The organism is Vibrio breoganii (genome assembly GCF_001677275.1).
Taxonomy (GTDB): Bacteria; Pseudomonadota; Gammaproteobacteria; order Enterobacterales; family Vibrionaceae; genus Vibrio; species Vibrio breoganii.
Genome location: NZ_CP016179.1, coordinates 237,851 through 261,460, shown reverse-complemented (window position 1 = coordinate 261,460; position 23,610 = coordinate 237,851). Strand labels below are relative to the sequence as shown.

Sequence of the window (23,610 nt, the reverse complement as noted above, 5' to 3'; positions counted from 1 at the left end):
CAAATCACCTTATGAAAACCTAAGTTTATTCGCGAGGCCAGTTAATTGAAAAGAGACAAATCTTTATTCGAGTTAGATACCTTCTACATCAACGACTTTAATGTAGATAATATTTTGACAAACATCTTGGTTGCCCATAAAGACCAGAAGATCCGTCACAATGCCCCTATCATCATCGACGTATCAAACGTGCTTGATCCTACACCGGCATTTAACGTTCTATCACTCAAGATCCAATTGAAGAAACACAGCATTCTACTCGCTGCTATTACCGGAACTAACGATATCGGGCTGATTGGTCGCGCCATCAAAAGCGGCGTTAGCTTCATTCCTAAAGCGCCTACCGATCATTAAGCAGTTTTGCTTGGCAGAACTGCATAACGGCCGACTATCGCTTCTAATCAAAATGCAAAAGCACCAAATCCCGAAGTCTTTTCGAGATTTGGCGCCCTCTCTCTTATACTTTCAGAACAAACCGAAATTGACTGGCGAGCCAAGAACATGATGAACTACGATTATCTGGATCAAGTAATTCGTGAAGTGAAAGACAATAACTTCGACAAATATGACGTACTTTCAACAGGCCAACGCCTTTACGTAATCCTTTCCTCCAATCGCTTTGATTTACTGGAAGAAGAAGGCACCACGATTGCCCAAGCCCTGAAATTTCTAGAGACCTCGGCTATCGATGAGATTTGGAAGCGCCACGCCTGATAACCTAACCGATCTCCCTGACCAATTCATTTCGCAACGATGGCGGCACACCCTTAATGGAAAGAGTATCAGTCTCTACATCATAAAAAACTCGCTCATTTAGCAATTCTTTATTAAAGACAATGCTCATTCCTCGAACTTTACCTTTAAACTGCGTCAGTTTGCGCATAACGTTTGCGTCGACCGGAAACTCTGGCTCAATATCATAGCCATTAGCCTGAATGTACTGACCCAAACCTTCCGCTGCATCATTCAATCCACTTAAAGAGACATCACCCTGCTCACCCGCCATCTCTTTACAGTACCGATGCACATCTCGATACACCTCATTACTCTCCGCCTCATCCAGAGATCCTTCAGCAACAAAATCTGACACAGCCTGTACGAGCATTAAATTCTGATTCTGAACATTTAAGCCAGGATAAGCCCCCAACGTATCTAGGAAGAAGTCACTTACAGCACGACCCGAACGACCCTTTGTATAACGAACGCCTCGAGGATGAGAACCCGTAGACTCCAGCATCGACAAATCAATGCAAGTAGCCACCGTAATGCGCTCCATATCCAAGTAATCGGTTGACTGTATACCTAAGTCCTCTCCCATCTTTAAGCTGTCACTCTGTGGGATCAGGGCAATCATGAGATATTCAGTAGCCAGGAAACGGTACTGCGCAAAGACAAGCACGCCTGCATCAGCAAAAGCATATTTCGACAACTCTGAAACTAACCTCCTCGATACATCGACACTAAACGCAGGAAAGCCACTCTCGCCTGCTCGAACTCGAGTCAGCAATTCCTTAAACTCACTATCAGACTTAAATTCACCAAATTTTGATGGCTTAGTGTTGAAGGTTCGGTGTAAACGAACAACTAGATCAACGGTCTTCGGGCACCACTCATCAAGAGCCTCTTCACGCACCCTCATCGCCAACTCACCGCTGTATTCATCTTTACTGAGCTGATGCGCAATAATTCCTGTTACTTTTACTGAGGTCACGTCAGTCCTTTCCTTTCTCGCAATAACTAAACTACGTCCGAGAGTAGAACCACAGCGATAACTTGTAAGCTAAATCGCCCATTTTTTAGAGACGTCTCGAAAAAGCAACCACTTAGAGTGCCCAAACTCAGGCAACCACTTACATTGCTGACCAAACCACCTAACCAATAAGCACCATGAATAACATCAATATCCCCGAGACTTTAAAATCACTAAGCATAGAGACATACAGATTCTTGATGCATGCGATATGTCGACAAAACGAAGACCATGCCCTCTTACTTGAAAGTGACTTAACTGCTGTCTTCCCCAACAGCAAGAACACCATTCTCGACGCCTATGCAGCCATAAGGGAACTAAGAGCAAACCCCATCACATCTCAAGAACCGACAACAGGATTCACCAGAGAACTTTGCTGGATATTATCAAACACAGTTGGCACCAATGACGGCCAAACCTACATGGAAATTTGCTTCCCCAACAAAACCGCTTCACTGTTTAACGCAATGAAAACCCATCACGCCAACCTACTTTAAAGTATGCTGGTGGATGCTTATGCAACTTTGATTTATATGACACCGAGGATTTTTTAACTTTCTGGATATTTTTTCTCTCGCAGTGGATATTCAAGCAATGCACCATCGAGTGCGATAAATATCCCTGCCTATCTGTTTTGACTAAATAGGTGCTAGCATATTCATGATCAATCGAACTACTAAGAAATGCTTATGAGTTGAAATTTCATCTAACTCACCTTCGTTAAAGATGTTTTTTAAGTGCATTACTATGTTTTCAGGTGTCGTATCAAACAACTCTGCCATCTGACCCTGAGTAAGCCAAACGCTGTCATTATGAACCTTTACCTCAACACTCCCTGCATCAGTCTCGAAGATTTCTACGTTAATTTTACCAATATCACTCAAGAGTTCACCCATCAACATTAATTTCCACACATGGATATGATAACACTAACATTCCAAGAACCGCCTCGCCTTTAGCGAACTATCTCTACTGATAAAATTTATCAGTTACGTTAGTATTAAAGGACACCCAAAATATGGATTTTGTCACCCTCGGAAGACCCCAAGCACCTATGGCGAAAGAACTCTCTATCTCCCACCAAGGGGAACTGCGCTCACTCTCCAACGCAGAAATCATCAATGCGTTTGAGCAAGACATCGCCATTGCAGAAAACTTTAGATCCCAGATTAAAAAGTTCTCTATCGACTTTATAGACATCGCCCCCTTCGTTGACCCAAGTCGCCCCGACTCAAAGCAAGCCCTTGAACTCTACGCCCAATACAATGCCATGCGCTCAAACTCAAGCGCTAACTCGCTTAAGTCTTTAATGCAGGTTTCAAAGCAATGGATTGAATTCAACTGCTCAATAGGGAACTTCCCCTTCCCTGGAAACCCAACTGTACTCGCCACCTACCTGCAGCGACTAGAAGCAGGCGGGGCAAAACTCGCAACGATAAAAGCGCATGTTAGCCAAATATCAAAACTACATAAGACACTCAACCTAGCAAACCCATGCCACTCTGAAATTGTGTCAAGCCATGTAGAACTTATCACTGAAGCGATGTTTGAAAGTGAAGACCCAAGAGCCGAAAGTAAACAGGCTTCACCATTTCGCCATGAGCACCTTAAGCTGGTAAAAGAACTTTACGAAGACAGAGACACCCTAGAGCACGCGCGCGACCTTGCCTTTCTATGCACCGCATACGCAACATCACTACGAAGCGAAGAACTCGCTCGAATAAAAGTGAAACACCTGACCTACAATGACGACCAATCATTGTCTCTAGAAAGATTCAAAGCAAAAAACAAGAAGGGAAACCTGCGCGGCCGTGAAATACCACACAGCTACGCCAAACACATAACACACTATTTCGAAATGGCTGAATTTGAGTCCACCGAAAACTATCTATTCGGCCCACTCTCCAAAAGCAAATCAAAAATAATAAAAAACGAGAGCCCTATATCAACCAAATCATTAAGCCGGATCTTTGAGCGAGCCTACCTAAATCTTAACCCCACACTAAAGAAACGAAAGGAAGTGCTTTCTACTCAGCTAGGCAAAGAAGCACCCAAAGCACTCTATGCCCCAAACCTCAACATCTGGACAGCGCACAGCGCACGCGTCGGCTCCGTGGTTGACGCATATGAAAACAGACGCAAACTCGGATTAACCGATGCCGATCTTATGGCCATGGGCGATTGGACCACTCTGCGAATGGTTATGATCTACACCCGTAACGCAAGAGAAAAAGAAACCGGTAACTCACGAAGACTTCAAATGCTTGAGCTCTAAACCTCAGGGCGACCACCTGGAAACAGAAAGGTGTTCGCCTCATCTAAGCTCATATCACTCTCTGGACACTTACCCTCATCATTAAATGCATACCACGCAACCACGTACATAGCCTCTTCAAATTTAGTCTCAAAATCTATTTTCTCAACAGCCACATTAGACCCCTTTAGCGATTACAACTCAGTGATAACGTAGTTACATGTCAACGCTTCCAAGGAAACAAACATGCAATTCTCCAGCGGCCTCAAAGATAGATTTGTAGAACAAGGCACTAAAGTCCTTGTCTATAGAAATCTTAATAAAGCCAATATGTTCAGCGTGAAATCCCTTGAAGGACAATTCAAAAATCTAGTGATCGGCCACTTCCAGTCACTACAACTGGAACCTTGCGATAACCTAGAGAGCATGATCAAACTATCAAAAGCAAGCCAAGCTCGCTGCAAACTTCAAGGCGTTCGCAATGTTCACCTAGGTATCACAGGCAGAATTACCAGCATCACAATCAAGGAACAACCAAACGTAGAAACTCGACTTACATACAATCCTTTCATCGATGAAGGGTTCAAATTCAAAACAAACAATAAGCCATGGAACGGCAACGCCTCCAAGGTCATCTTTCACGACAACGCTGCCTTCGCAATCAATAAGGACTAAACATCTATGAGCATCCAACCTGAGAATATTCAACGCCTAATCAAACTCTGCGATCAACATTGCATCATGCTGATGGAATCCATCTCTGAAACCCACATTCGTCGCTATGAGCAATTGACGCGGCTATACCAAGAGAACGGCGATAAAATTAAACTGCGCATTGAGGTACACAAATGGACCCGCAACGGTCTGCAAGCCGACATCTTTGACCTTCGCTTATCTAGAGGCCATTTCATTGCCCATGAACGCACTAGCCACTTTCAAGCAACAGTAAAGTATGCTCATCCCGGTGAACTGATCTCACAACTACTGTCGTGCCACCTAGTGTTTCCTGGGAAAGCATCTAAAAACGTCCTCATCTACAATCGTGCGCTGGTGGCTTACACTGAGGATGAAGAACTTAAATTCCAGTTCAGTGACGAACTGACCACTGGCGAACAAAGCTTTATTGAGGCCGTTATAATTCGTACATACGACGACTACGGCCGCATCTCAAATGATGTACTTCAGATCATCAATAAAATGGCAGCGAAAATTAACGTAGCCAGCTGTGATTAAGTCAGAAGCGATAACTGAAATCTGCACCAAATCCATCACTTGAGGGATAGATCATCACCGTAGTTTCCTTCGGTATATATGACTGAAAGAGCCGCGATGACTCTATCCCTATAACACAACCCAGGGCATCGTAGGCTAAATCATAGTTTGACCAACCGCCATAGCGACGCTCATCAATTGCTTCCTTCGCAAAACCAAAAGCCATACACACCGAGTAATCTACACCTCGGCTATTAACACCCATATCAGCAGCGATGTATGAAGCTCCAACTCCTATAACGGTCGAAAACCCTAAATGCAGGGCTTTATCTTTCTCAAATTTAAAACTCTCTGCATGAACAGGAAGAACGAACAACATCAGTAGCAAACATAGAACTCTCATACACACCTCTCTCAGTGTGTAGAGACTCACCCCTTAGTCAGCGATACTGTCCAACCAGAAATAAAACGCCCTACTATCGCCCACTTCGCAATCAGAGCCCAAATTTATAACACGACGATATATCTATCCCACTCATTAGCTCATATCAAACAGCAAGATTTGAAAGAGGCTATACACTATGAAACTCGAGAACATGAGTCATATCGATCAACTTTATGACTTGATCAACAACGAAGATATCGATGCGTTTTGGCATATTTTTGCGAATTTGTTCCCGAAGGGTAAGTTCATGCCCAAGCTCGATGAGATGACAAGCGATGAAAAGATTGAGAAAGCTTGGGACGTCCTAGGCCACTCAACAATGCTAGTGATTGAACTAGAGAAACGATTCTATGAAACAGCAGGTGAGGTTTCAGATAAGCAGGAGCTCGCATTTCCCGGTGAAATGGACGACTTTGAAGGCGAAGAACCTCTCGACTTCAGCGAAAATGACGAAAACGACTACGACGAAGATTACTGATCACCCAACAAAAACACAATGAACACAGAGAACGGCGCTATGCGTCGTTCTTGCTTTCTGTAAAAGAAAAAACCTGCGACCAAATGGCCACAGGCTTTGAGCGTTAAGCCGTTTCAATGCGCTTAACTGTGTCTGGAAATAACTTTCGGACACTACTCTTATTGATATCCCTTACGATCCCCTCGATTGGCATTAAGCCTTCCATGCCCCACAACCGCAGTTGTGTCGCCTGTTCAAAGTTATCGCTTTCTGTAATTGCATCGTACGCACCGGGCGACGGTGTCCAACCACCCTTCGCCAGCACCTTCAATGCCTCCAGTCGAGAATCAAAAAAGAGGTGATCATCAGGCCCAAACTGCGAGCATATAAATGAAATCATATACACGCCCTCATTAATATTCGCACTTGGAACTAAAGCACAAGCCTTTTTACCATCAGCTGAAATACACTCAAAGTATCCATCGGGATACGTCTTCGCATACTCAACCAACGCATAACTTAGATACTGTTCAAAAACAGCATCCCACTCATGAAAAGGCAAATACAAGACACCCACAAAATTCATGTAACAAGCTTGTTGATGAAGCCAAGTAAAAAAACCAGCTTCTGTATACAACTCACCATAACACAGGAAAGGGTCGCCAGATTCAAAACGAAATTCTTCCTTATAAACCTGATAAATCATCTTCATATCTCCGTTATATCCTTCAAATGCACTACTGCATTAGCTCTTAAAAACACGCCTAAGAGTGCGCAATGACCCAAGGGGCCATTATCTTTGAATCATACGAAGAAACTTGAGCCCGACTGTGCCGAAGCACAGTCAAACTCACTGAAATCATAAAGTCTGTAGCTGCACGTGGTGCAGAAAAAGGATCGAATGAAGCAACAGATTACCTGCCGCAACAACTGTGAGTGATACCACCACAAACCCAGATAGCGCTTCTCTAGAATGTATAAGTCCTTTATCGATACTTTCGTATCCCCCCATAAGAGGGTCACTCTATTTGTGATTCACTTCTTGATATGAATGATCTCACCACTGAGCTATGCAGTTATGCTCTTTTTATGCCCAATGAGAGCCCATACAAACCCTTCCCACTACTTACATGAGGTAGAACAAACACCACCAGCAACCAAAGGGGCTACGGTATGAAGAAGGCTTATAAAACGTACATTTTGTTTATTTCGGCATTTGCCATCTTAATCATCAGCTATCAACTAAAACCAACCACTGTCTTTCAAAAACTACCCGAAGGCATTGCTCTATCAGCAACATCTATTGTTGAACTCACACCTATAAGCAACGACTTAACGCTTTACGGACTATTACTCGCAAGCGACGAATCCGAGAACATCATTGCTCTATCTATTGGCAAAACAAATCTAAAACCTCAATTCTCTGCGGAATCAACAGCCGCAGCGGTACTACTAACATTCTCAGGCAACATGGGTGACATTGAAGTGACACCTAGATCTATTGCATACCTCAAAGAACGCGCCAGCGTAAAAGCATTGAGCGAGAAGCTCTACTCAGAAATAAGCATGAATAACGCATACCTACACGGATCTTCAATTTACTTAGAGCCCGTATTTTTGCGTGCTTATTTAGACGCCAGTCACCTAAGCACCAACTAAACTGAAAGCTAATTGGACGCGTTCAGGTGTCCAACTTTCAACATGAGGCACACCAACCTCGCGAGCTCGCTTAATTGCCACCTCTGCAGAAATGTTCTTGTGAGCCTGGCGGCGAAAGAACACTAATGCTTCAGAGACTAATGCACCGTCTGGCGCAGGAGTCATGGACGCTCGCTTTGCACGAGACACTGCATGGCGAATCAATCCCGCTAGCACCTCCGCATCAAAGTTAGTGCCATAGTTAATCACCATATTTCGGCCAACAGCTTTAGCTTTAACAGCAACTTTGGTACCTGCTTTCAAGTACACCATCGTTACCGAAACTCCATCGAGCTCACCTAGCAAACGGTGAGATTGGACGTGGGGATTATCCATTTGCACAAGGTACTGAACCAGCGCATGACGATCTTTCATTTCATTACTCATAAGTCCACTCCTACTTTTTTACTTCACAAAGCATCTGCTCAAGAACCGACGCATTAACGGTTAGTGTTTTTAGCGCAGCGTTGTAATTACCACCCAACACTTTATCTGCGAATCGATACGAACCCTTATCAACCTCGACCACCCCAGTTCGTACAGCCAACGTCAATACATCCACCTCAACCAATAAACGCGATAACCGCATAGGCAAAAGCACCGAATCGACCGCCCCTGGGCGAGTAAGTTGCGACTGAACTACAGACACATGACTTTGGGCCGAAATATGCTTGACCTGAGGTGATGAAGCTAACTTCAACTCAACACGAGACGACGACACTGATTTGATGTACTCACCACCTGGCGTTGCGGTGGTCATGATTCTATCTATCACAGAGGCGCCACCATCTTTGTTTTGAGCACCACCAAATACATCAACCACTCGACTACGAGACTGATTACAAAGAAGAACAGTAGCCTCCTTAGCCTGCAGTAAGGGACGAATGAATCGCAAAGCCAACGAAGACACTCGCGCAAGCTCCATGTCATTCTGGTCAAGATCCAAATCTCCGAATGCACCGATGGAAGCATCGGCATAAATCTTTTTCGGTACCAAGGAAGCAACACTGTCTATAACGACAAAGCCAACACCTGACTGAACGGCATGAAGAGTGATGTTAAAGGCCTCTTCTGCAGTGGACGGGGCAAAAACCTCCAGTGAATCAATATCAACACCATTTGCCGCGGCGACCTCTGGGGAATACTTTCCATCCGCATCGATATAGACACAAATCAAACCTGATTTTTGAGCATGAGAGATCGAACTATAAGCCAGCACCGTTTTACCTGATTGCGGAGGACCAAAAAGCTCGTGAAACTTACCTTTGACCCATCCACCGAGTAACTCATGATCTAAACTCGGAAAACCTGTTGGAATCACTTCATAATCAGAAGACGTTTTAACCACCAGACTAGAACCATATTTCTTTCTCAAGGAAGCCAATGCAGCCTCTTGCTGGTGAGTGTTTTTCTTTAATGTGGCACTTTGCATATCGCTACTCCTGTCTGTTTCCTATTTACAAGCTATCAGACAGGTTCATTCGCAAAAGCGTATTTGGAGGGGTAATTCGGGTTTTTTTGAAATTATTTTTTCACGAACAAAAACAGCGAGTAAGACAACCTTAATTGCCAAACTCGCTGAAAAACTAAATGAAATGCCGGAGCTAGAACTCAGAACTCCGTATGAATAAACACTGGGGCACCTTCTACAAATGCTGAGTTGCAGTTGTAATAGAAGTATTCGATGGCCTCCTCATGACTCATACCATCCTTAACCAATATATCGATACAACGCTCAATTGAATAAACCACACGCGGATCGTAACCATGCGCAATGCAATCGGAGATCCCTAGTATCGCCCCCTCAAAACCATCAGCAGTAAGCACACTTAGATCACGCTCCAGGCAGTAATCATGAATGTCTTTATTAGAAATCATAAGCTGTGACACCCTTCTTCTTTAATGTCACCTAGCTATGCAAGACCTACTGATACCACCAGCATGTTGCGAAACTAATCTTTTGATTGATCAACGAAAAACATCAACGTCATTAGCCACAAGAATAAAAACCAACTTAAAGTCACGCTCGACACGGCTGCAACTATTCAGAGAACTCAATAATAAATTGGATAGTAAAAAATGATAAAGAGAATAGCGATTACTGGACTTGCGTTTGGTTTAGCCGGTTGTGTATCGGTGGAGAACACAACACACGTAAGCGCCACCAACATCAGCGACGTACACACACCACTTACACGGTACGTGCAAGCTGACAATCTTCCTTTCTGCATTAAACATACGGAAGTTATTACTGGAAACATCGAGTCGGCCGTAACAACAGAGCACTTCACTTATATGAAAAATCGAACGGAGTCATTTCAGATCCCCGTCAGGAATTTCACAGCAGAGGTAATCATGTGCGGAGAGGTGGGTGATAACCCTTTGTTTGACTATATTGGTCAGGGCTCTCTTCCGATTCAAGGAACCTTATCGTACCACCTAGCTGAGTTTGAACGAGATTACACGTTACTAAAAGCTGATGATGCAAAGTTGGAAGTATTTGACCCTAGTGATCTTGACGAGAACACAACCATCATAGGTTACGTTGGAGAGCTCTACGGGGAGACCGTGCTTGAAAAAGAAGCCATTAAGTTTAGTGAATACGAACTTGGGCAAATGATCTACTTCAACCCTAAAAGTATGACTTGCTCATACAAAGGCATCGTTGATAACGAAATCATTGCGGCGCACTTAAATTGTAAAGCAATCGAATATGGCGATGATCCTAGTTACATCCACAGCAAACAGAATCGAAAGTTCAGCACTTTAACGTTTAGCCGATAAACAATCATGCCATTGATGTTCGACGCATCAATGGCCTTTAACTAACGCTGGGCGCAACGAGATTGAGTCTTCTTGAACCTCGCAATTGTAAACACTTAGATAGAAGTGCGAATTTAGTGCAGAGCATACAAAATCTTTCTGAGAGAACTCATGAGCTAACCGACCAATAACATCCACATGAGAATCGACAGTCGGAACAACAATGATCCCACCTTCATCTAACAGTCTGTGCAGTGAAAACTTGTCGTTAAAGTTAACAGCGTCAACACCACAACTTTTCCAAAAGCGGCGTAATGGTTCATAACCATGCAACCCAACCTCTGGAAACACGCATAGGTGGCCGCTACCAGGATAAGCCCTCTCCAACTCATGACAAAGCGGAACCAGACAGTCTAAGTCATCAACTAAGATAATTAGTGGGCTAACCAATTCAGCATCACCAACCCAACGAAGCGGCCTTCGCTCCCAAGGGTTCACCGCAGAGTAAAGAGCACCTGATGGCGCCCCACCAAAAGCTAGTCGACCAAGAAGCGCACCACCAATACACTGCAAAAACCCCAACCTTTGACGGCGCAACGCGAACCTAAGGGATGAAACCAAAATCTCTATCAACACAAAACTAGCATCCTACCAAGGTATAACCATACGCAGACTTGTTATTACCATTGAGCAAAGCCGACAAAGCCGACTGACTACAACCTATAACCTCTATCAACTCAGAGCGTGTACCAGTAACAATCCGACCCGACTCGTGCCTTAAGCGGATTAACTTGCTACGCGGTGTAGAATATCTACGCTCTACGACCCCTTTCACAACCCATCCTTTCATAGATTTAACTCTGCCTGTTAACAGCGCACAAACACCAGAATACGAACCACCAGTCAACCTAGATAACTCCATTCGAGTACCTGATATTTCACGGCCTAAACCGTTAACTAGGTGAAACTGATCCTTCGAGTAAACCATCTACCTCATTCCTTCGGTTACTTAAAACCAAGACAGTGTGTAACAACACATAAGAGATTACTAATGCACTTCAAATTTTATGGAGACGTCTCGCAAATTTTGCCGTCGGGCATTTGGTAATCCATTCGATTGTTCAATTCTTGTAGACCACTCTGTATAGTGAGCGCCCTATTTAACTGGCTTTTGTGATTAAAAGCTTGTTGGTGTGGTGATTGTTTGTTCAGGTAGTAAATTGCAGTATGTCGTATTTTCGCAGTGGTATTTTCGTGATAATTTTCAGCCCCATATATATTGCCGGATGCAAATCCACCCAATTGCCATTCGATGCGGAACACGCAAATACACTCAATACCCCCAAACGCACCGTGCAAGTAATCAATATTTGGGAGCCAACTCGAACCGCTTTTGATGATTCACATACATTAGACCACGAGTATGTAGATTGGGCGCCGCAACAAGAGCGCTTTACCCCTACAGATCGCTCAGCATTCATTGAGAACGGGGAATTATTTGTCGATTGGCGAAGCTGAAAAAAGTAAAGCCCACATAAATATGCGGGCTTCAATGCTTAGTAGTAAGCTAATTGTGCTTTGCGTATCTCAGACCATGCAGCGAAACTTTCATCACCGCCATCAGATGACTTAACGAGCTTTCCACCCTTGAGTGAAAAAAAATACTCCAGGACAGCCATTCTCAAGCGAGAACCTACCACCCCTTTTGCCAAGCCACTAAACAGGTCGTCAACATTAACCGCGGCATAAACATCAACGTATAGCATATCCACTTCAAGCCAAGAACACTCATCATAGATAGACAACCCCAAATCATGATGCTCCATGACCTCAGACTCATCAACCATCAAATGGTACGCTCCAGTCTTGCGTTTACTACACAGACGTTCCACACCAAGATTCCACTGACGCACGAACTCTTGCGGAGCATCCTGAAACAAATCATTCCAATACTCGTAAAGTGAAGGACAATCGGCTTCTCCTCGCTTCAATTCAGCGACTTCATCAGCGACGATTCGAAGCTTTCGCTCCCAACCTATCCAACTCATTTCAGATTTCACCTTCTCCGAGGAAAAAACCGGACGAGTCCTCATCGCATCCATAGTTACATCAACGCCATACATCTTAACCAACAAGGAACGAGCCTTCGATGATGCCTTTGGACACGTATCGCCCTGGCCCAGCAGGTGAACCTTAGTCACAACAGGTAACTTATCATCACCCGTCAAAGACAGTATTGACTCTATCTCAGCCTCACTAAGGTCAACGTTAAAGTTGTCTCTAGTAGGTAAGCCGATACGAAGATCAAGACCCTGCAACGAATCCATACAGACCTTTAGCCTTTGCTGAATATCATCAGTTGGATCAGCTTTTCGATGAACCGGTAGTATCCACTGCACACCCATAGCACCCATATCCTTCACCATGCTAGAGTATTTTCGCACTAACGACACAGCTTCGGTAGGATTCGTCGAGTCCGGAATAACAAAACTGAAATTTCTAATCACATCAGTTAATGCAATACCATCGTAAACATCAGCCATTGGGGTCGTCATATAACCTTGACCCACAACGTAGACACCAGAATCAGATTCATCATCACCACGAAGCAACCGATCTTGAGTTGACTGAGTAGATGAATTACCATCACGAGCCAGCTCATAATAACATTCAACTATCGTACCAAGTAGATCTCGGTACTGCTGCATCATCTTATCAGTATCAATCGACTCGCCATTCTTCATCATTGACGCGAAACCATTATCTACGAGAACCCGGACTTTGCAGGCCGCGTGCACCAAACTTTTGATAATCTCTCGATTACCGTCCATGTGATACAAACTCGTACAGATACTTTGGCCACCACCAAGATATCCCAGCAACTCATTTTGATTGCTTGCGACACCCGAGCGATAGTAAGAGCACTCCAACTTTTTTCCGGCTGAATCATAGATTCGACGAAATCGAGACTTAAGAACCCCATTCCCGCGGTGACCGTGACTCATATAGAGACCGGACATCAGACATTTAATCTTCTGTCCTTCGGCATCATTGAGAAGCAACTTGAATGTATCACGATAAAGCGCACTCATAAGCACATACACTTCCTGATCCTTCACTACATCCTTCAGTCGCTTTTGAGCATGCTCCCTCGCTTGCGCAACGAACTTACTCTGATCAACATCAGACATTTTCAGGTTGTAACTAAATATACCTTCGTCCGCATGAACCAAGCCATATTTCGCGCTTAGTATAAAGACGTTAAAACGTTCAGTTACATCCGGATACGAGGCCTTAAGGAACTTATACATATCACCCATATACAAGTCATATGCCTTCTTAAATCCCTCACACTTACTATCAGAACACCCAATTATTAGCACTGGTCGCTCTGATACCGCTGGCTTTCGGTACGGCTTTATCGACACCTCACAAGCTGACTCCAACTCTTCAAACCACATTTGCTCAAACATTATTTCTCTCCATAATCCCTTTAACGGGCAGTTAAAACGGTGCGAAATACACCATCTTCTGGGGGGAGTACGCTCAAGACTCGCCCTGGATTTTCATCTATGGACGTAAATAAAAACGCCGACATACACTTTGTGTACATCGACGCTCCATTGTTGCCTGTAGGACTTATTCTGCTTTTTCAGACGCGATTTTTGCAGCCTTTCGCTCTCTATACGCTTTACGCTCACGACGCTTCTTTTCTTTTCGTCGCTGCTCTCGCTCAGCAATAGTATCCTCAATGTAACTCAACAGAACCTCATCTGGCATGTAGGGCAAGACGCCCGAGTGCTCTTGTTTTAGACGCACCAGCCGATCGTGATGGACTTGCGCCACGTAATATCTTTGATCAGTAGTAATAGGTGAGTGTTCGACACCATCTAAGTCGTATCGCACGTCAAACTCAAACAAGTTTGTTAGGTAATGAGTAGAATTAAAATGACGCTCAATAAAAACGCCTGCCTCACGTTGTGAGAACCCTTTTGAGACTAATTTAGTCTTAATGTCATCACCAACCCCATTATAAAGCGGCAATCGTTCTTCTAGCGCAGGGATAATTTCATACGCTAAATCTCTGAGTTCTCGTGCAGGGCGCACTTTGTTTCGTCTAAATTTTATGTTTGCCTTTTTCATGTTTTCAGCCTTGGTCTACATACCTAATATTATCTAATGATTGAGGTATGACGCGAGATCCAAGACTGATTCATAGAAGTGATTTGTATTTGGACTGACTATTTAATCCACAACATCCATACAGGTTACTTTACTTGCCTGTGGATAACTTTCTAGCTCTAACTAACGCACGCCATGCATGTAGCTTTTCGAGTCTAGCCACTAAAGTAGCGCCGAGTGATTTAGATGTGTAGCGATCATGCTGATAGTTCAACCATCGACCAATAGCTTGTCCCTCATACCTAGTCTTAGACGTAGTCGTCAACCTAGGCTCTTCAGCTTCACACCTCACAAGAGATGCGTACATTTCATCCCACTTCCTCTGCTTTGGATCAAATGCAAAGTTAATGGCATCCAGTCGCTCCAGGGCTTTTGGCGGAATCCTTAAACCTCTCAGCCAATAATTGCGGATCGTTTTGACAGACTCCCACAATGGAAAGTCGTTGTACATCGTACCCGGAGCAATCAAAGTGGTCCCGTTCTCTGCGCAATAAGACTCTATAGCACTAAGAGCTTCTTCTCGAAAAGGTGACTGGGCCTTTACTACTACCCTTAAACCCAATCCCCTTAATTCAGAAAGAACATCATCAGGAACAGACTCACCACCCCGAACCCGCTGCAACCAAGCTCCCAAACTAAAACCTTTGTACCTCGTGTCTCTACGAAGATTTTTGTTACCATGCTCCGCAACGTACCTTCGAGCCAAATCCAACCAGCCATAAGCACCATCAGACAAGTGAGACAATGACTCCAATAACGCACTCAAACCAATATTCCCTGTTACGAAATCTGGCAACTTAGGGATCGTCTCTGATAAACCATATCGTGCACGCTCCGCCATCCAATCAGAAGCCGACTGACGACAAGAATCCTCAAAGACCCTAGCACCTAGCTGTTCAATGTTACTCACAAAGTCAAATATCAGCGGTCTAACCTCAGTTCCAGCACTTAAACACCGCCCTATCTGCTGTAAATACAAGTTTGCAGACCTAGTTCTCCTAAGCAATATCACTGAACTTACACCACTGATATGAACACCCTCATTCACCATGCCAACGGAAAACAACAACTTAACCTGGTTGCAGGAAGATGACTTACTAAACTCAGCATACTGTTTTCGATTGACTGCAGTTGAGAAACCGGTATGCATAGAATAATCATCAATCACGAGGTGCTGATGCCTTTCCCTTGATATTCTCCTAAACCAACCCCTAACCATTTCTACTGAAGATTCAAGATGCTCAATATCCTCGCAAAACACTACGTACTTGCCTGATACATCTTTCGCAACGCTCGCTATCAAAGAAGCTACACCCGACTCCCTCTCCCACTTAGATACCAACAACCCTGCTTCATTGCACCGCCTCTTCTTCTCTACCTCCGACATCTTCACTAAACCATTAATTTTGTCGGTATATTTTTCGACGACGCTATCCAAGTCATAAACACCGGTAATATAAGTCGGCTCTGGAAGAACACCTCGTACAATCGCATCACTGAGCGAGAGCTCAGTTGCTTCAACATCAAAGAGCAACGCTCGCATATCTCTGGCGCCATCAAGGTGACGAACCGGTGTAGCTGTGACACCAAACAGAAACACTGACTGATGCTTCAGCATCAAACGCCTAAATGCATCTCCCCAGACATCCGAACCTAAACGGTGGTACTCATCAACAATTATAATGTCATAGTAATCTTCATCGATTGAACTCGCCCATCTCGGCATGGACTGATAGGTTCTTGCATCGACATGACTAGAATGAAGCATCCTCAGTTGCTGCGCATTAATATAGGTACTAGGGGACAGAAATAGAATGCGCGCATCAGGATTGTCATTCATCAACTGTGCAACTAGAAAACGCTTGCCAGTACCCGTTGCCTGAGTAACACATATTCGGTTATGCGCCTCCCTTAGGGCCAACACTTGATTATACGTCTGACGGTTATAACCGAAGAGATCCAAGGTACCCTTACTTGGCTTTCCACACTTATAGTCCCTCACATAAGCCTGCAAATCAGACCAAGAAAGGAGACTTATATTGAAACGTTGCAATGACAACGGATTAAGGACTTCTTTTACAGACTTCACGTACCCGTTCATTGAAATAATTTCAAACTGGTTACATGAGTAGCGAACACTTCCTTGCTCTTCAAACTTAATCAATTCACATCTTACCTGGTCGTAAGTTAGTGGCTTATTAAAGTTTTTTACCTGAACAATCTTAATAGGGGTTTCGGAGGTTCTAGAAGAGTAAACCAACAGATCTGCACCAGCATCACCACGCCCACCATTTACATCGACGTAATAACCAGCTGATTGATAGATTAACGCCACAAAATGCTCAAATGCACCCCCTTTCTGATTAACAGGCAAAGAGGAAAGGCAACCCTTAATCACTTCAGGGTTTTGATTATTTTCTAGGGTGAGATTATGTAAAAAATTACTATCCATTTTCTGTATTTCTACTGGAGAACCAGCAGTGATATAGAAATGACACTTTTTGTGTTTTTATGTTTCGCTTCTTTTTTGCTTCGACACCTCATTCCATTTCAATGTACCGACATTACGCTAGAGCAACATAACCTCACAGATGGTAATCCTGACGTAATCCTTTCACCTAGAAAACTTGGAGCTCCAAATGAACAGAAAACTAGATACGTTTTTCGCCATCTTAATTAGCCTAATGGTTGGATGTGCGGTTACTGGATACTTTATTCACATTACAAATTACAACGAAAGAGTTGCAGATATTCTTGGTTGGATAGCAATCATTGGGATTCCCATTAGCATGGCATGCGCAATCACTGTCGACTACCTCGGCGACAAGAACTAATCAATGTCATCGAGACCTCATGCAACCTTCAAAAGAAAATAGAAAGCCCCAATTAATCACTATGATTTCATTAGGGCTTTTTTGCTAGTCGATACGCAAGCACTTCTGAGTTTGATTTAATCGGGCCTGTCTACATTCCCGATAAACCCCCACCATTGCTACCAATAACGCACAGACAACCATTTGTTTTGCGTAGGCTGAATGCTGATTTGCCATGCCAACACCGTCTAAGCCACCAAGATGGATAGCCACGCCAGCATGCAATAGAGCCAGAAGCAGAAAGGCATAACCCAGAACCACTACCAATGTATCGTTTAATCTCTGAATATTAACCTTCAACTTACTTATCCTCACTCAAGATCATTTCTACTGATGTTGCTATATGGACAATTATTCCACCCATAGCGACCCCAACAGCTGCATAGCTAATAAAGAAACTCTGGTATCCCAAAATTTCCACACCAACCCCTAATATCAACAACGAAATTGCTATCGCAATAGAGCCCATTACAACACCACTTACATTATTCACAATTACGCCTCCTAACCCGACCAAAGTCGGTATATCCAACCATTATTGGCTTCGGCTTTAGTAAGCAAACAAGGCAAATTATCAGTCTGTGTTACAGCAACATAGAATCGCATCTCACTCATTTGAGAGACATCACGCAAAGCACCTCGTTTTTACACTAACAAAGGGCGAGACAATGTAATTTGAGGTGGCATTTAATTAACTATTGGAACCCTACATGCTACAGCTAACCGCCATTGCGATATTTGTATTTCTCTGTATCTGCATCATTCTTTCTTGCATCAAAACAGTTCCACAAGGGAGCAACTGGACCGTCGAGCGCTTCGGTCGTTACACCCACACACTAAGACCTGGGCTCAATTTCATCACACCTTTCATTGATCAAATCGGCAACAAAATCAACATCATGGAACGCGTTTTAGATATTCCTGCACAAGAAGTTATCTCAAAAGACAACGCTAACGTTTCAATAGACGCTGTGTGCTTCGTGCAGGTATTTGACGCTGCAAAAGCAGCGTATGAGATTACTGATTTAGAGCAGGCAATACGAAACCTAACCCTGACTTCGATCAGAACCGTACTTGGCTCTATGGAGTTAGATGCGATGCTCTCGCAAAGGGATACAATCAACACCAAATTACTGGCCACAATTGACGAAGCAACAAATCAGTGGGGCGTAAAGATTTGTCGCGTTGAGATCAAGGATGTTCAACCACCTAAGGACCTCACAGACGCTATGAACGCACAGATGAAAGCTGAGCGTCAGAAACGTAGTGAAATCTTAGAAGCTGAAGGCGTAAGACAAGCTAAAATCCTTCGCGCAGAAGGTCAAAAGCAATCTGAGATCTTAAAAGCAGAAGGTGAAAAACAATCGGCCATTTTGCAATCTGAAGCTCGCGAACGCCAAGCAGAAGCCGAAGCAAAAGCGACACAAATGGTCTCAGACGCCATCTCGGCGGGCGACATGCAAGCTGTGAATTACTTCATCGCGCAAGGCTACACAGAAGCACTGAAGTCAATTGGCACTGCAGAGAACAGCAAAATGATCATGCTACCTCTAGAAGCGTCAGGCCTAATGGGTTCTATTGCGGGCGTCGCAGAAATGTTTAGTCAAAAATCAGGGCAATAACATGATTGAGTATCTATCAGAACTGTCTCTCTGGTTTTGGTTCGCTTTTGGCTTAATTATGCTAATTGGAGAGTGCATCGCCCCACTTGGCTACCTACTCTGGCTTGGTATTTCCGCTCTTTTGGTCGCGGGGATAACTGCTGTTGGCGGACTGCCTTGGCAAGCGCATTGGGTTATCTTCGGGTGCCTATCCGTACTTTCAGCTGTTGGTGTTTGGCTAAACCAAGCGGGCACCAACGAAGAAGCAGGTAACAATCTCAACAACCCAAGCGACAATCTAATTGGTAAGGTTGCTACCGTTGAGTCTGACACCAAGGCTGGAAAGTTCAGACTGTCTTTAGGGCACAGCTGCTATGGCGCAGTAACGCACCAAGACATTAAAGCCGGTACAGCTGTTGAAGTTATTAGCGTTGACGGCATCATCGTGACCGTTCAACCAAAGTAGCATTTGAATTATTTAAGCAGAACTCGCCTCTTACACCTCGAGCGTGAGTTTTGCTTCCTTTACCGGCCTTGCTTGCCTCAAAGACAACCCCCTAGCCTTTAGTATCCGCCTAAACACTGTAGGACTGATACCTTTTATAGCTATCATCTCCGCTGCATCATCCCGATTACCATCACTCGAGATCATTCTCGATACCATAATTTTGAATACGATAAAGCCTGCACCTTGGTACGCTTCAACCAAGTCTTTTTCAAAGGAGTTTGTCGCGATAACGGGTACCGACACAGACTCAAGAATAGAAAGAAGCCGCAACTGATCTTCAAACGTGAACGGCACACCAGAGTATGTAGTGAACGTCTTGTAGTATGGCGGATCAACAAAGAGTAGCGAGTCAGACGACACCGACTCAAAGACATGATGAAAATCACCACTAATAAAATCACACCTTTTAAACAGGTCTTGATAGGCTGAGAAATCAGAAAGTACAAATGGCTTTTTATACTTCCCATATGGCACATTGAAATGGCCTCGCTTCTGATTGAACCGCATTAGCCCATTAAAGCAATGGCGATTCAGATAGTAGAGTAATTGTGCCGATTCAAGGGACTCGAACTCCCCACTATCGATTAACTCATTAAATCGTGCCCTATTGAACAGAAACACTTGAGCAGAATTCTCGGCATTAATTCGCCCGAGGTTGAAGTCAGCAAACCCTATTTGTCGATACAGATTTATCAGATGAACATTACTATCGTTAAGGGTTGCGCGCTCTGGCTGAACAGCCATGAAGACAGAACCAGCACCACAAAACGGCTCTATCAGATGACCACACTGTAAATGACGATAGACATCAGCCACAGCATCAGCAAGCCACCTCTTTCCCCCCACGTATTTCAAAAACGGCCTTATCTTCACGATACTAAAATCCACAACCCAAGTAATATATAACCATTATACGGGCGCCAATCGACCGCAAAAACTAGACTAACTTCAATCTCTTAGACCTAGTCTTATTAGCCTCGAAAAAACAGAGATGGGTCGCAAAGCAAGAACTCTGCGACCCATCTCCAATTCTACTTAACGCTTACGATTGTTTGTCTTATGCCAATCGCCAATTTTATGCGCTTCACCATCAGCAGTTACAGCTACGTCTAACGTAACACGCTCACTTCGGATATGTTGTCGATCATCTTGACCTGTTTTACCTAAACCACCAGCCATAACACCTGTGGATGCCAACACCGTCGCCAACACCAAACCATTCACAAATTTCATTTTTCAAAACCCCAGTATCTAATATAAACACCAGTGTTATTGAAGTTGTGCAATCAACATCTCTGATGTTGCGTTATTATACTGACCAATCTGCTACTTGGATTTGAATGTTAATCAACCACACGGATCTTCTTCGGATGGAACGAAGCTATCCCACTCAATAACATACTTATAAGTAAAATAGCGATGATCCTCATTGCCAAATAGAGAACCTACAGGCCGAATAAAAAAATCAGATCCGGCAGGCATAACATCCATTGTCGGACCTTCCTCAGTGACATATTGGTAATCCCAAACCATGTTTGATACAACAACCTCATACTCATCACTCAGATACTCACTAGAACACCCTGAGTAGTATTGCGGCCAATTGTGGCTGAATCGATATCTAAGAGCGATAGAATTAGGAGTCGATGAATTGACAGAATTCAACATAGAATTTATATAGGGAGTAACAGTTGCATTACTGTTGTTGACTTTGAGATTCCATATACTAGTCACACCATAATAAGGGCCGTACGATACCCACGACGGCTTTTCATCCGCATTATACCTAACCCGCAACCATGTATTTGAATACCGACTCCAGTCCACCTCAATCTCAAACCGCCCACCTTCCTCCTGTGGAGTCGAGGATGTCGAATTTTGCCCACCATCCGTATTTAAATCTTCCGGCGATACTGGTACGAACCCGACATTATCCTTCACTCCACCAATAACATTTAGGTAGTCTGGCGATGCGTAAGCACCCAATGAAACCAGAGCACAGACCCCAATTACAACTGCATTTTTCATTAGCCTTTCCCGTTTAGCTCTACTGTTGCCCTTACTAGGACAAATACACAGCAAGTAAAGATGCAGTTGCACCAAGAAAGAGGTATAAAAAAAGCGACATACCCAATGGATATGTCGCTTAATAGCTAAGATGATGAATTCATTAAGGCATTTGGTTTCGAACCTGAACCAGCACCTTTTCAAAACTCAGATTTCTACCTGATACCTGCCCAATCATCTGAAGCAGCGCTTGCTTATCTTGCGCTTCTAGAATGACCCTTAACTGTGACGCCAATTCCTCATATAAGAGGCACTCAGTCTTATCAACTCGGGTCAAATATGTATCAATTTTATTCAAATCATCACTCCTAAAATGCATCAGTCGGCGCAAAATTACCTGCACCATGGTCTTTAGCGACCCACTCGCCCTGACTTAAACGCCACCATTCAGTGCACCATAGATGTAACGGCTCACTAATATTTCGGTCTAAATCCTCAAGATCAATCTCTTGACCACATTCTGCACACTTTGCCATTCCTAAAACCTCGCTATAGGTAACATCAAAAGCCAACCATTTGGCCATCGCTTTCCTTATGCAAAGCCCTCAGTAACTCAAAGTGTGTTGATGATTTTTTAACGCAACTCCGTCAAAATTTGCAAACAACAAAGTTTCAGCGAATTGCAGATACCGCTAGACTTACATGAACCACCAGTCTCTCAAAGGTACTTCATGGAAATAATCATCCAGGCATTCGGAGTTGAATTCTCCCTCAATACAGAAAACAAAAATATCATAGATGGTTGCAAAGACTCATATCACATTTTTTATAACGACCTTGACCATCCTTGCCCCGCCTATGCTACAGCCGCGCTAATGAAACTAAGCGAGGAATTCGATAGTCGAATCCAGTCAGGAGATCTACCAGATCCCGGAGACGTCATGGTCAACCTATCTATACTCGCTGGATGGCTGCTTGAGTCAGATGCGAAGTTAGCAGACGGTCGAGTATACGCTTTTCCTGATTTTGTCCATGCGAACAAAAAGCTATTCCACGCCGAACCTAAACCCACTAAGTCACTTATCATAACGATGCCTGGTTTCAGCACTCAAATTCACCTACAAACAGGTCCACTCGATCACATTGACCACTGGGACCCCCTCCAAGAAGCCATAAATGAAGGTGATTGTTTACACTGCATCATAAGAGACGTCAGAAACAAACTCCTGTCATTACTTATCGATGTCGATCCGATGGAGATAGTTAATATTGACGATACATACCTAGCATCTTTTATCTATTGGGTAGCCTTAAAGACGAAGTGCATTGATAAAGAGTCGAACAGAATTGAACTCCATGAGTTTTTGGATAAAGCCAACCTGCTCATAAGCGTTGATACTGGCGGGGCATGTATCCACTAACACATTAGCCAGAAGTCCTAGGTTGTTTTTTGCTCCAGCCTAGGACCATCGATTCTTCCTATCCGATTTCCCACCCCCCTTATCCATAAACGCTTTGCTGCGATAACTAGACTTTAGCGACTATTGTCTAGTGGTAGCATTAATACATCCGCAATAAGGAGCAGTTCACTTATTACATCGAGAACCAATCGGGGTGAAGGGAATATATATATAGGATTGAGAGTCGTGGGTCACATCGCAATATTAGTGTCGACGAATCACTTCCCATCAATATAGAAGTACAATCAAAGCAGATTGATATAAAACGCTGGTTTTGTGTGGTTAATCTGAATCTTTCACCCAGTATAACTCTGTGATATAACAATGAACTCTAGGTAAGAATTCATGTTTTTAATTCCAAATTATAAACGAATATCCTACTGTAGAACCTTACGGATAT

The 23,610-nt window shown here is 43.7% G+C and carries 33 protein-coding genes; 13 read left to right on the top strand and 20 right to left on the bottom strand.

Translation table 11 applies throughout. The features are described from left to right. The first annotated feature begins 45 nt into the window (after positions 1 to 45). Both A6E01_RS20390 and A6E01_RS20385 read left to right on the top strand, forming a co-directional pair. Positions 46 to 354, top strand: a complete 309-nt coding sequence (locus A6E01_RS20390; RefSeq protein WP_065211333.1) for a hypothetical protein — start codon at positions 46 to 48, stop codon at positions 352 to 354. 147 nt (positions 355 to 501) lie between these two features. Further along, complete coding sequence (locus A6E01_RS20385) at positions 502 to 714, top strand: hypothetical protein (RefSeq protein ID WP_133152943.1); 213 nt, start codon at positions 502 to 504, stop codon at positions 712 to 714. A gap of 4 nt (positions 715 to 718) precedes the next feature. Here the strand turns inward: A6E01_RS20385 and A6E01_RS20380 are convergent, their stop codons facing one another. After that, a complete protein-coding gene (locus tag A6E01_RS20380; RefSeq protein ID WP_065211331.1) occupies positions 719 to 1,711 on the bottom strand; it encodes a nucleoid-associated protein in 993 nt (330 codons plus the stop codon). Positions 1,712 to 1,950: 239 nt separating this feature from the next. Between A6E01_RS20380 and A6E01_RS20375 the strand changes: the two genes are divergently transcribed. Next, complete coding sequence (locus A6E01_RS20375) at positions 1,951 to 2,247, top strand: hypothetical protein (protein ID WP_065211330.1); 297 nt, start codon at positions 1,951 to 1,953, stop codon at positions 2,245 to 2,247. A gap of 141 nt (positions 2,248 to 2,388) precedes the next feature. Here A6E01_RS20375 and A6E01_RS20370 read toward each other — a convergent pair whose 3' ends face one another. Further along, positions 2,389 to 2,646 (bottom strand): hypothetical protein, encoded by a 258-nt coding sequence (locus A6E01_RS20370; protein ID WP_156744666.1) that lies wholly within the window; start codon positions 2,644 to 2,646, stop codon positions 2,389 to 2,391. Between the two features lie 122 nt (positions 2,647 to 2,768). On the opposite strand from A6E01_RS20370, the gene A6E01_RS20365 reads away from it, so the two are divergent. Further along, positions 2,769 to 4,025: a tyrosine-type recombinase/integrase gene (locus A6E01_RS20365; protein ID WP_065211328.1), complete on the top strand. Its 1,257-nt coding sequence runs from the start codon at positions 2,769 to 2,771 to the stop codon at positions 4,023 to 4,025. On the opposite strand, the gene A6E01_RS21375 is transcribed toward A6E01_RS20365, so the two are convergent. After that, positions 4,022 to 4,180, bottom strand: a complete 159-nt coding sequence (locus A6E01_RS21375; RefSeq protein WP_156744665.1) for a hypothetical protein — start codon at positions 4,178 to 4,180, stop codon at positions 4,022 to 4,024. The two genes, A6E01_RS20365 and A6E01_RS21375, sit on opposite strands and share 4 nt — an antisense overlap. Positions 4,181 to 4,250: 70 nt before the next feature. On the opposite strand from A6E01_RS21375, the gene A6E01_RS20360 reads away from it, so the two are divergent. Both A6E01_RS20360 and A6E01_RS20355 read left to right on the top strand, forming a co-directional pair. Then, positions 4,251 to 4,679 carry a hypothetical protein gene (locus A6E01_RS20360; RefSeq protein WP_065211327.1) on the top strand — a complete coding sequence of 143 codons (429 nt, stop codon included), beginning with the start codon at positions 4,251 to 4,253 and terminating at the stop codon, positions 4,677 to 4,679. Positions 4,680 to 4,685: 6 nt separating this feature from the next. After that, positions 4,686 to 5,237, top strand: coding sequence for a hypothetical protein (locus A6E01_RS20355; RefSeq protein ID WP_065211326.1), 552 nt, complete (start codon positions 4,686 to 4,688; stop codon positions 5,235 to 5,237). A gap of 1 nt (position 5,238) precedes the next feature. Here the strand turns inward: A6E01_RS20355 and A6E01_RS20350 are convergent, their stop codons facing one another. Next, positions 5,239 to 5,619, bottom strand: coding sequence for a YfiM family lipoprotein (locus tag A6E01_RS20350; protein ID WP_065211325.1), 381 nt, complete (start codon positions 5,617 to 5,619; stop codon positions 5,239 to 5,241). A 178-nt stretch (positions 5,620 to 5,797) separates the two neighbouring features. On the opposite strand from A6E01_RS20350, the gene A6E01_RS20345 reads away from it, so the two are divergent. After that, positions 5,798 to 6,139: a hypothetical protein gene (locus A6E01_RS20345; RefSeq protein WP_065211324.1), complete on the top strand. Its 342-nt coding sequence runs from the start codon at positions 5,798 to 5,800 to the stop codon at positions 6,137 to 6,139. 103 nt (positions 6,140 to 6,242) lie between these two features. Here the strand turns inward: A6E01_RS20345 and A6E01_RS20340 are convergent, their stop codons facing one another. Next, positions 6,243 to 6,830, bottom strand: a complete 588-nt coding sequence (locus A6E01_RS20340) for a hypothetical protein (RefSeq protein WP_065211323.1) — start codon at positions 6,828 to 6,830, stop codon at positions 6,243 to 6,245. A gap of 461 nt (positions 6,831 to 7,291) precedes the next feature. On the opposite strand from A6E01_RS20340, the gene A6E01_RS20335 reads away from it, so the two are divergent. Further along, a complete protein-coding gene (locus tag A6E01_RS20335) occupies positions 7,292 to 7,777 on the top strand; it encodes a hypothetical protein (protein ID WP_065211322.1) in 486 nt (161 codons plus the stop codon). Here A6E01_RS20335 and A6E01_RS20330 read toward each other — a convergent pair. The 3 genes from A6E01_RS20330 to A6E01_RS20320 form a co-directional block, all read right to left on the bottom strand. Next, positions 7,763 to 8,203 (bottom strand): hypothetical protein, encoded by a 441-nt coding sequence (locus A6E01_RS20330; RefSeq protein ID WP_065211321.1) that lies wholly within the window; start codon positions 8,201 to 8,203, stop codon positions 7,763 to 7,765. The genes A6E01_RS20335 and A6E01_RS20330 overlap by 15 nt on opposite strands. A gap of 10 nt (positions 8,204 to 8,213) precedes the next feature. Continuing rightward, a complete protein-coding gene (locus A6E01_RS20325; protein WP_065211320.1) occupies positions 8,214 to 9,248 on the bottom strand; it encodes a P-loop NTPase family protein in 1,035 nt (344 codons plus the stop codon). Positions 9,249 to 9,427: 179 nt separating this feature from the next. Then, a complete protein-coding gene (locus tag A6E01_RS20320; RefSeq protein WP_133152942.1) occupies positions 9,428 to 9,694 on the bottom strand; it encodes a hypothetical protein in 267 nt (88 codons plus the stop codon). Positions 9,695 to 9,895: 201 nt separating this feature from the next. Between A6E01_RS20320 and A6E01_RS20315 the strand changes: the two genes are divergently transcribed. Further along, entirely contained in the window at positions 9,896 to 10,600 is a 705-nt protein-coding gene (locus A6E01_RS20315) for a hypothetical protein (RefSeq protein WP_065211318.1), read from the top strand. Positions 10,601 to 10,627: 27 nt separating this feature from the next. Here the strand turns inward: A6E01_RS20315 and A6E01_RS20310 are convergent, their stop codons facing one another. From A6E01_RS20310 to A6E01_RS20285, 5 genes are all read right to left on the bottom strand, one after another. Beyond that, complete coding sequence (locus A6E01_RS20310; RefSeq protein WP_133152941.1) at positions 10,628 to 11,215, bottom strand: hypothetical protein; 588 nt, start codon at positions 11,213 to 11,215, stop codon at positions 10,628 to 10,630. Positions 11,216 to 11,219: 4 nt separating this feature from the next. After that, entirely contained in the window at positions 11,220 to 11,567 is a 348-nt protein-coding gene (locus A6E01_RS20305) for a hypothetical protein (protein WP_065211316.1), read from the bottom strand. Positions 11,568 to 12,135: 568 nt separating this feature from the next. Continuing rightward, positions 12,136 to 14,052, bottom strand: a complete 1,917-nt coding sequence (locus tag A6E01_RS20295) for a DUF6884 domain-containing protein (RefSeq protein ID WP_065211314.1) — start codon at positions 14,050 to 14,052, stop codon at positions 12,136 to 12,138. A gap of 166 nt (positions 14,053 to 14,218) precedes the next feature. After that, the gene (locus tag A6E01_RS20290) at positions 14,219 to 14,722 is read right to left on the bottom strand and encodes a ProQ/FINO family protein (protein ID WP_065211313.1); all 504 of its coding nucleotides are present in this window, start codon (positions 14,720 to 14,722) and stop codon (positions 14,219 to 14,221) included. 130 nt (positions 14,723 to 14,852) lie between these two features. Beyond that, complete coding sequence (locus tag A6E01_RS20285) at positions 14,853 to 17,213, bottom strand: DEAD/DEAH box helicase family protein (RefSeq protein WP_065211312.1); 2,361 nt, start codon at positions 17,211 to 17,213, stop codon at positions 14,853 to 14,855. Between the two features lie 187 nt (positions 17,214 to 17,400). On the opposite strand from A6E01_RS20285, the gene A6E01_RS20280 reads away from it, so the two are divergent. Further along, positions 17,401 to 17,595 carry a hypothetical protein gene (locus tag A6E01_RS20280; RefSeq protein WP_065211311.1) on the top strand — a complete coding sequence of 65 codons (195 nt, stop codon included), beginning with the start codon at positions 17,401 to 17,403 and terminating at the stop codon, positions 17,593 to 17,595. An 84-nt stretch (positions 17,596 to 17,679) separates the two neighbouring features. Here the strand turns inward: A6E01_RS20280 and A6E01_RS20275 are convergent, their stop codons facing one another. Together A6E01_RS20275 and A6E01_RS20270 are read right to left on the bottom strand one after the other, a co-directional pair. Then, positions 17,680 to 17,934, bottom strand: a complete 255-nt coding sequence (locus A6E01_RS20275; RefSeq protein WP_065211310.1) for a hypothetical protein — start codon at positions 17,932 to 17,934, stop codon at positions 17,680 to 17,682. Position 17,935: 1 nt separating this feature from the next. Beyond that, positions 17,936 to 18,127 (bottom strand): hypothetical protein, encoded by a 192-nt coding sequence (locus A6E01_RS20270; RefSeq protein ID WP_065211309.1) that lies wholly within the window; start codon positions 18,125 to 18,127, stop codon positions 17,936 to 17,938. Positions 18,128 to 18,344: 217 nt separating this feature from the next. On the opposite strand from A6E01_RS20270, the gene A6E01_RS20265 reads away from it, so the two are divergent. Both A6E01_RS20265 and A6E01_RS20260 read left to right on the top strand, forming a co-directional pair. Then, positions 18,345 to 19,256 carry an SPFH domain-containing protein gene (locus A6E01_RS20265; RefSeq protein ID WP_065211308.1) on the top strand — a complete coding sequence of 304 codons (912 nt, stop codon included), beginning with the start codon at positions 18,345 to 18,347 and terminating at the stop codon, positions 19,254 to 19,256. A 1-nt stretch (position 19,257) separates the two neighbouring features. After that, positions 19,258 to 19,701 carry an NfeD family protein gene (locus A6E01_RS20260; RefSeq protein WP_065211307.1) on the top strand — a complete coding sequence of 148 codons (444 nt, stop codon included), beginning with the start codon at positions 19,258 to 19,260 and terminating at the stop codon, positions 19,699 to 19,701. Positions 19,702 to 19,731: 30 nt separating this feature from the next. On the opposite strand, the gene A6E01_RS20255 is transcribed toward A6E01_RS20260, so the two are convergent. The 5 genes from A6E01_RS20255 to A6E01_RS20235 form a co-directional block, all read right to left on the bottom strand. Next, positions 19,732 to 20,616: a DNA adenine methylase gene (locus tag A6E01_RS20255; protein ID WP_065211306.1), complete on the bottom strand. Its 885-nt coding sequence runs from the start codon at positions 20,614 to 20,616 to the stop codon at positions 19,732 to 19,734. Between the two features lie 162 nt (positions 20,617 to 20,778). Next, positions 20,779 to 20,976: a hypothetical protein gene (locus A6E01_RS20250; RefSeq protein ID WP_065211305.1), complete on the bottom strand. Its 198-nt coding sequence runs from the start codon at positions 20,974 to 20,976 to the stop codon at positions 20,779 to 20,781. A 114-nt stretch (positions 20,977 to 21,090) separates the two neighbouring features. Then, on the bottom strand, positions 21,091 to 21,771 hold the full coding sequence (locus tag A6E01_RS20245) for a hypothetical protein (protein WP_065211304.1): 681 nt from the start codon (positions 21,769 to 21,771) through the stop codon (positions 21,091 to 21,093). A gap of 142 nt (positions 21,772 to 21,913) precedes the next feature. Then, positions 21,914 to 22,108 carry a hypothetical protein gene (locus A6E01_RS20240; protein WP_156744664.1) on the bottom strand — a complete coding sequence of 65 codons (195 nt, stop codon included), beginning with the start codon at positions 22,106 to 22,108 and terminating at the stop codon, positions 21,914 to 21,916. A 10-nt stretch (positions 22,109 to 22,118) separates the two neighbouring features. Beyond that, complete coding sequence (locus A6E01_RS20235; RefSeq protein ID WP_065211302.1) at positions 22,119 to 22,334, bottom strand: hypothetical protein; 216 nt, start codon at positions 22,332 to 22,334, stop codon at positions 22,119 to 22,121. Between the two features lie 147 nt (positions 22,335 to 22,481). Between A6E01_RS20235 and A6E01_RS20230 the strand changes: the two genes are divergently transcribed. Then, positions 22,482 to 23,171 carry a hypothetical protein gene (locus A6E01_RS20230; RefSeq protein ID WP_065211301.1) on the top strand — a complete coding sequence of 230 codons (690 nt, stop codon included), beginning with the start codon at positions 22,482 to 22,484 and terminating at the stop codon, positions 23,169 to 23,171. Positions 23,172 to 23,610 lie beyond the last annotated feature (439 nt).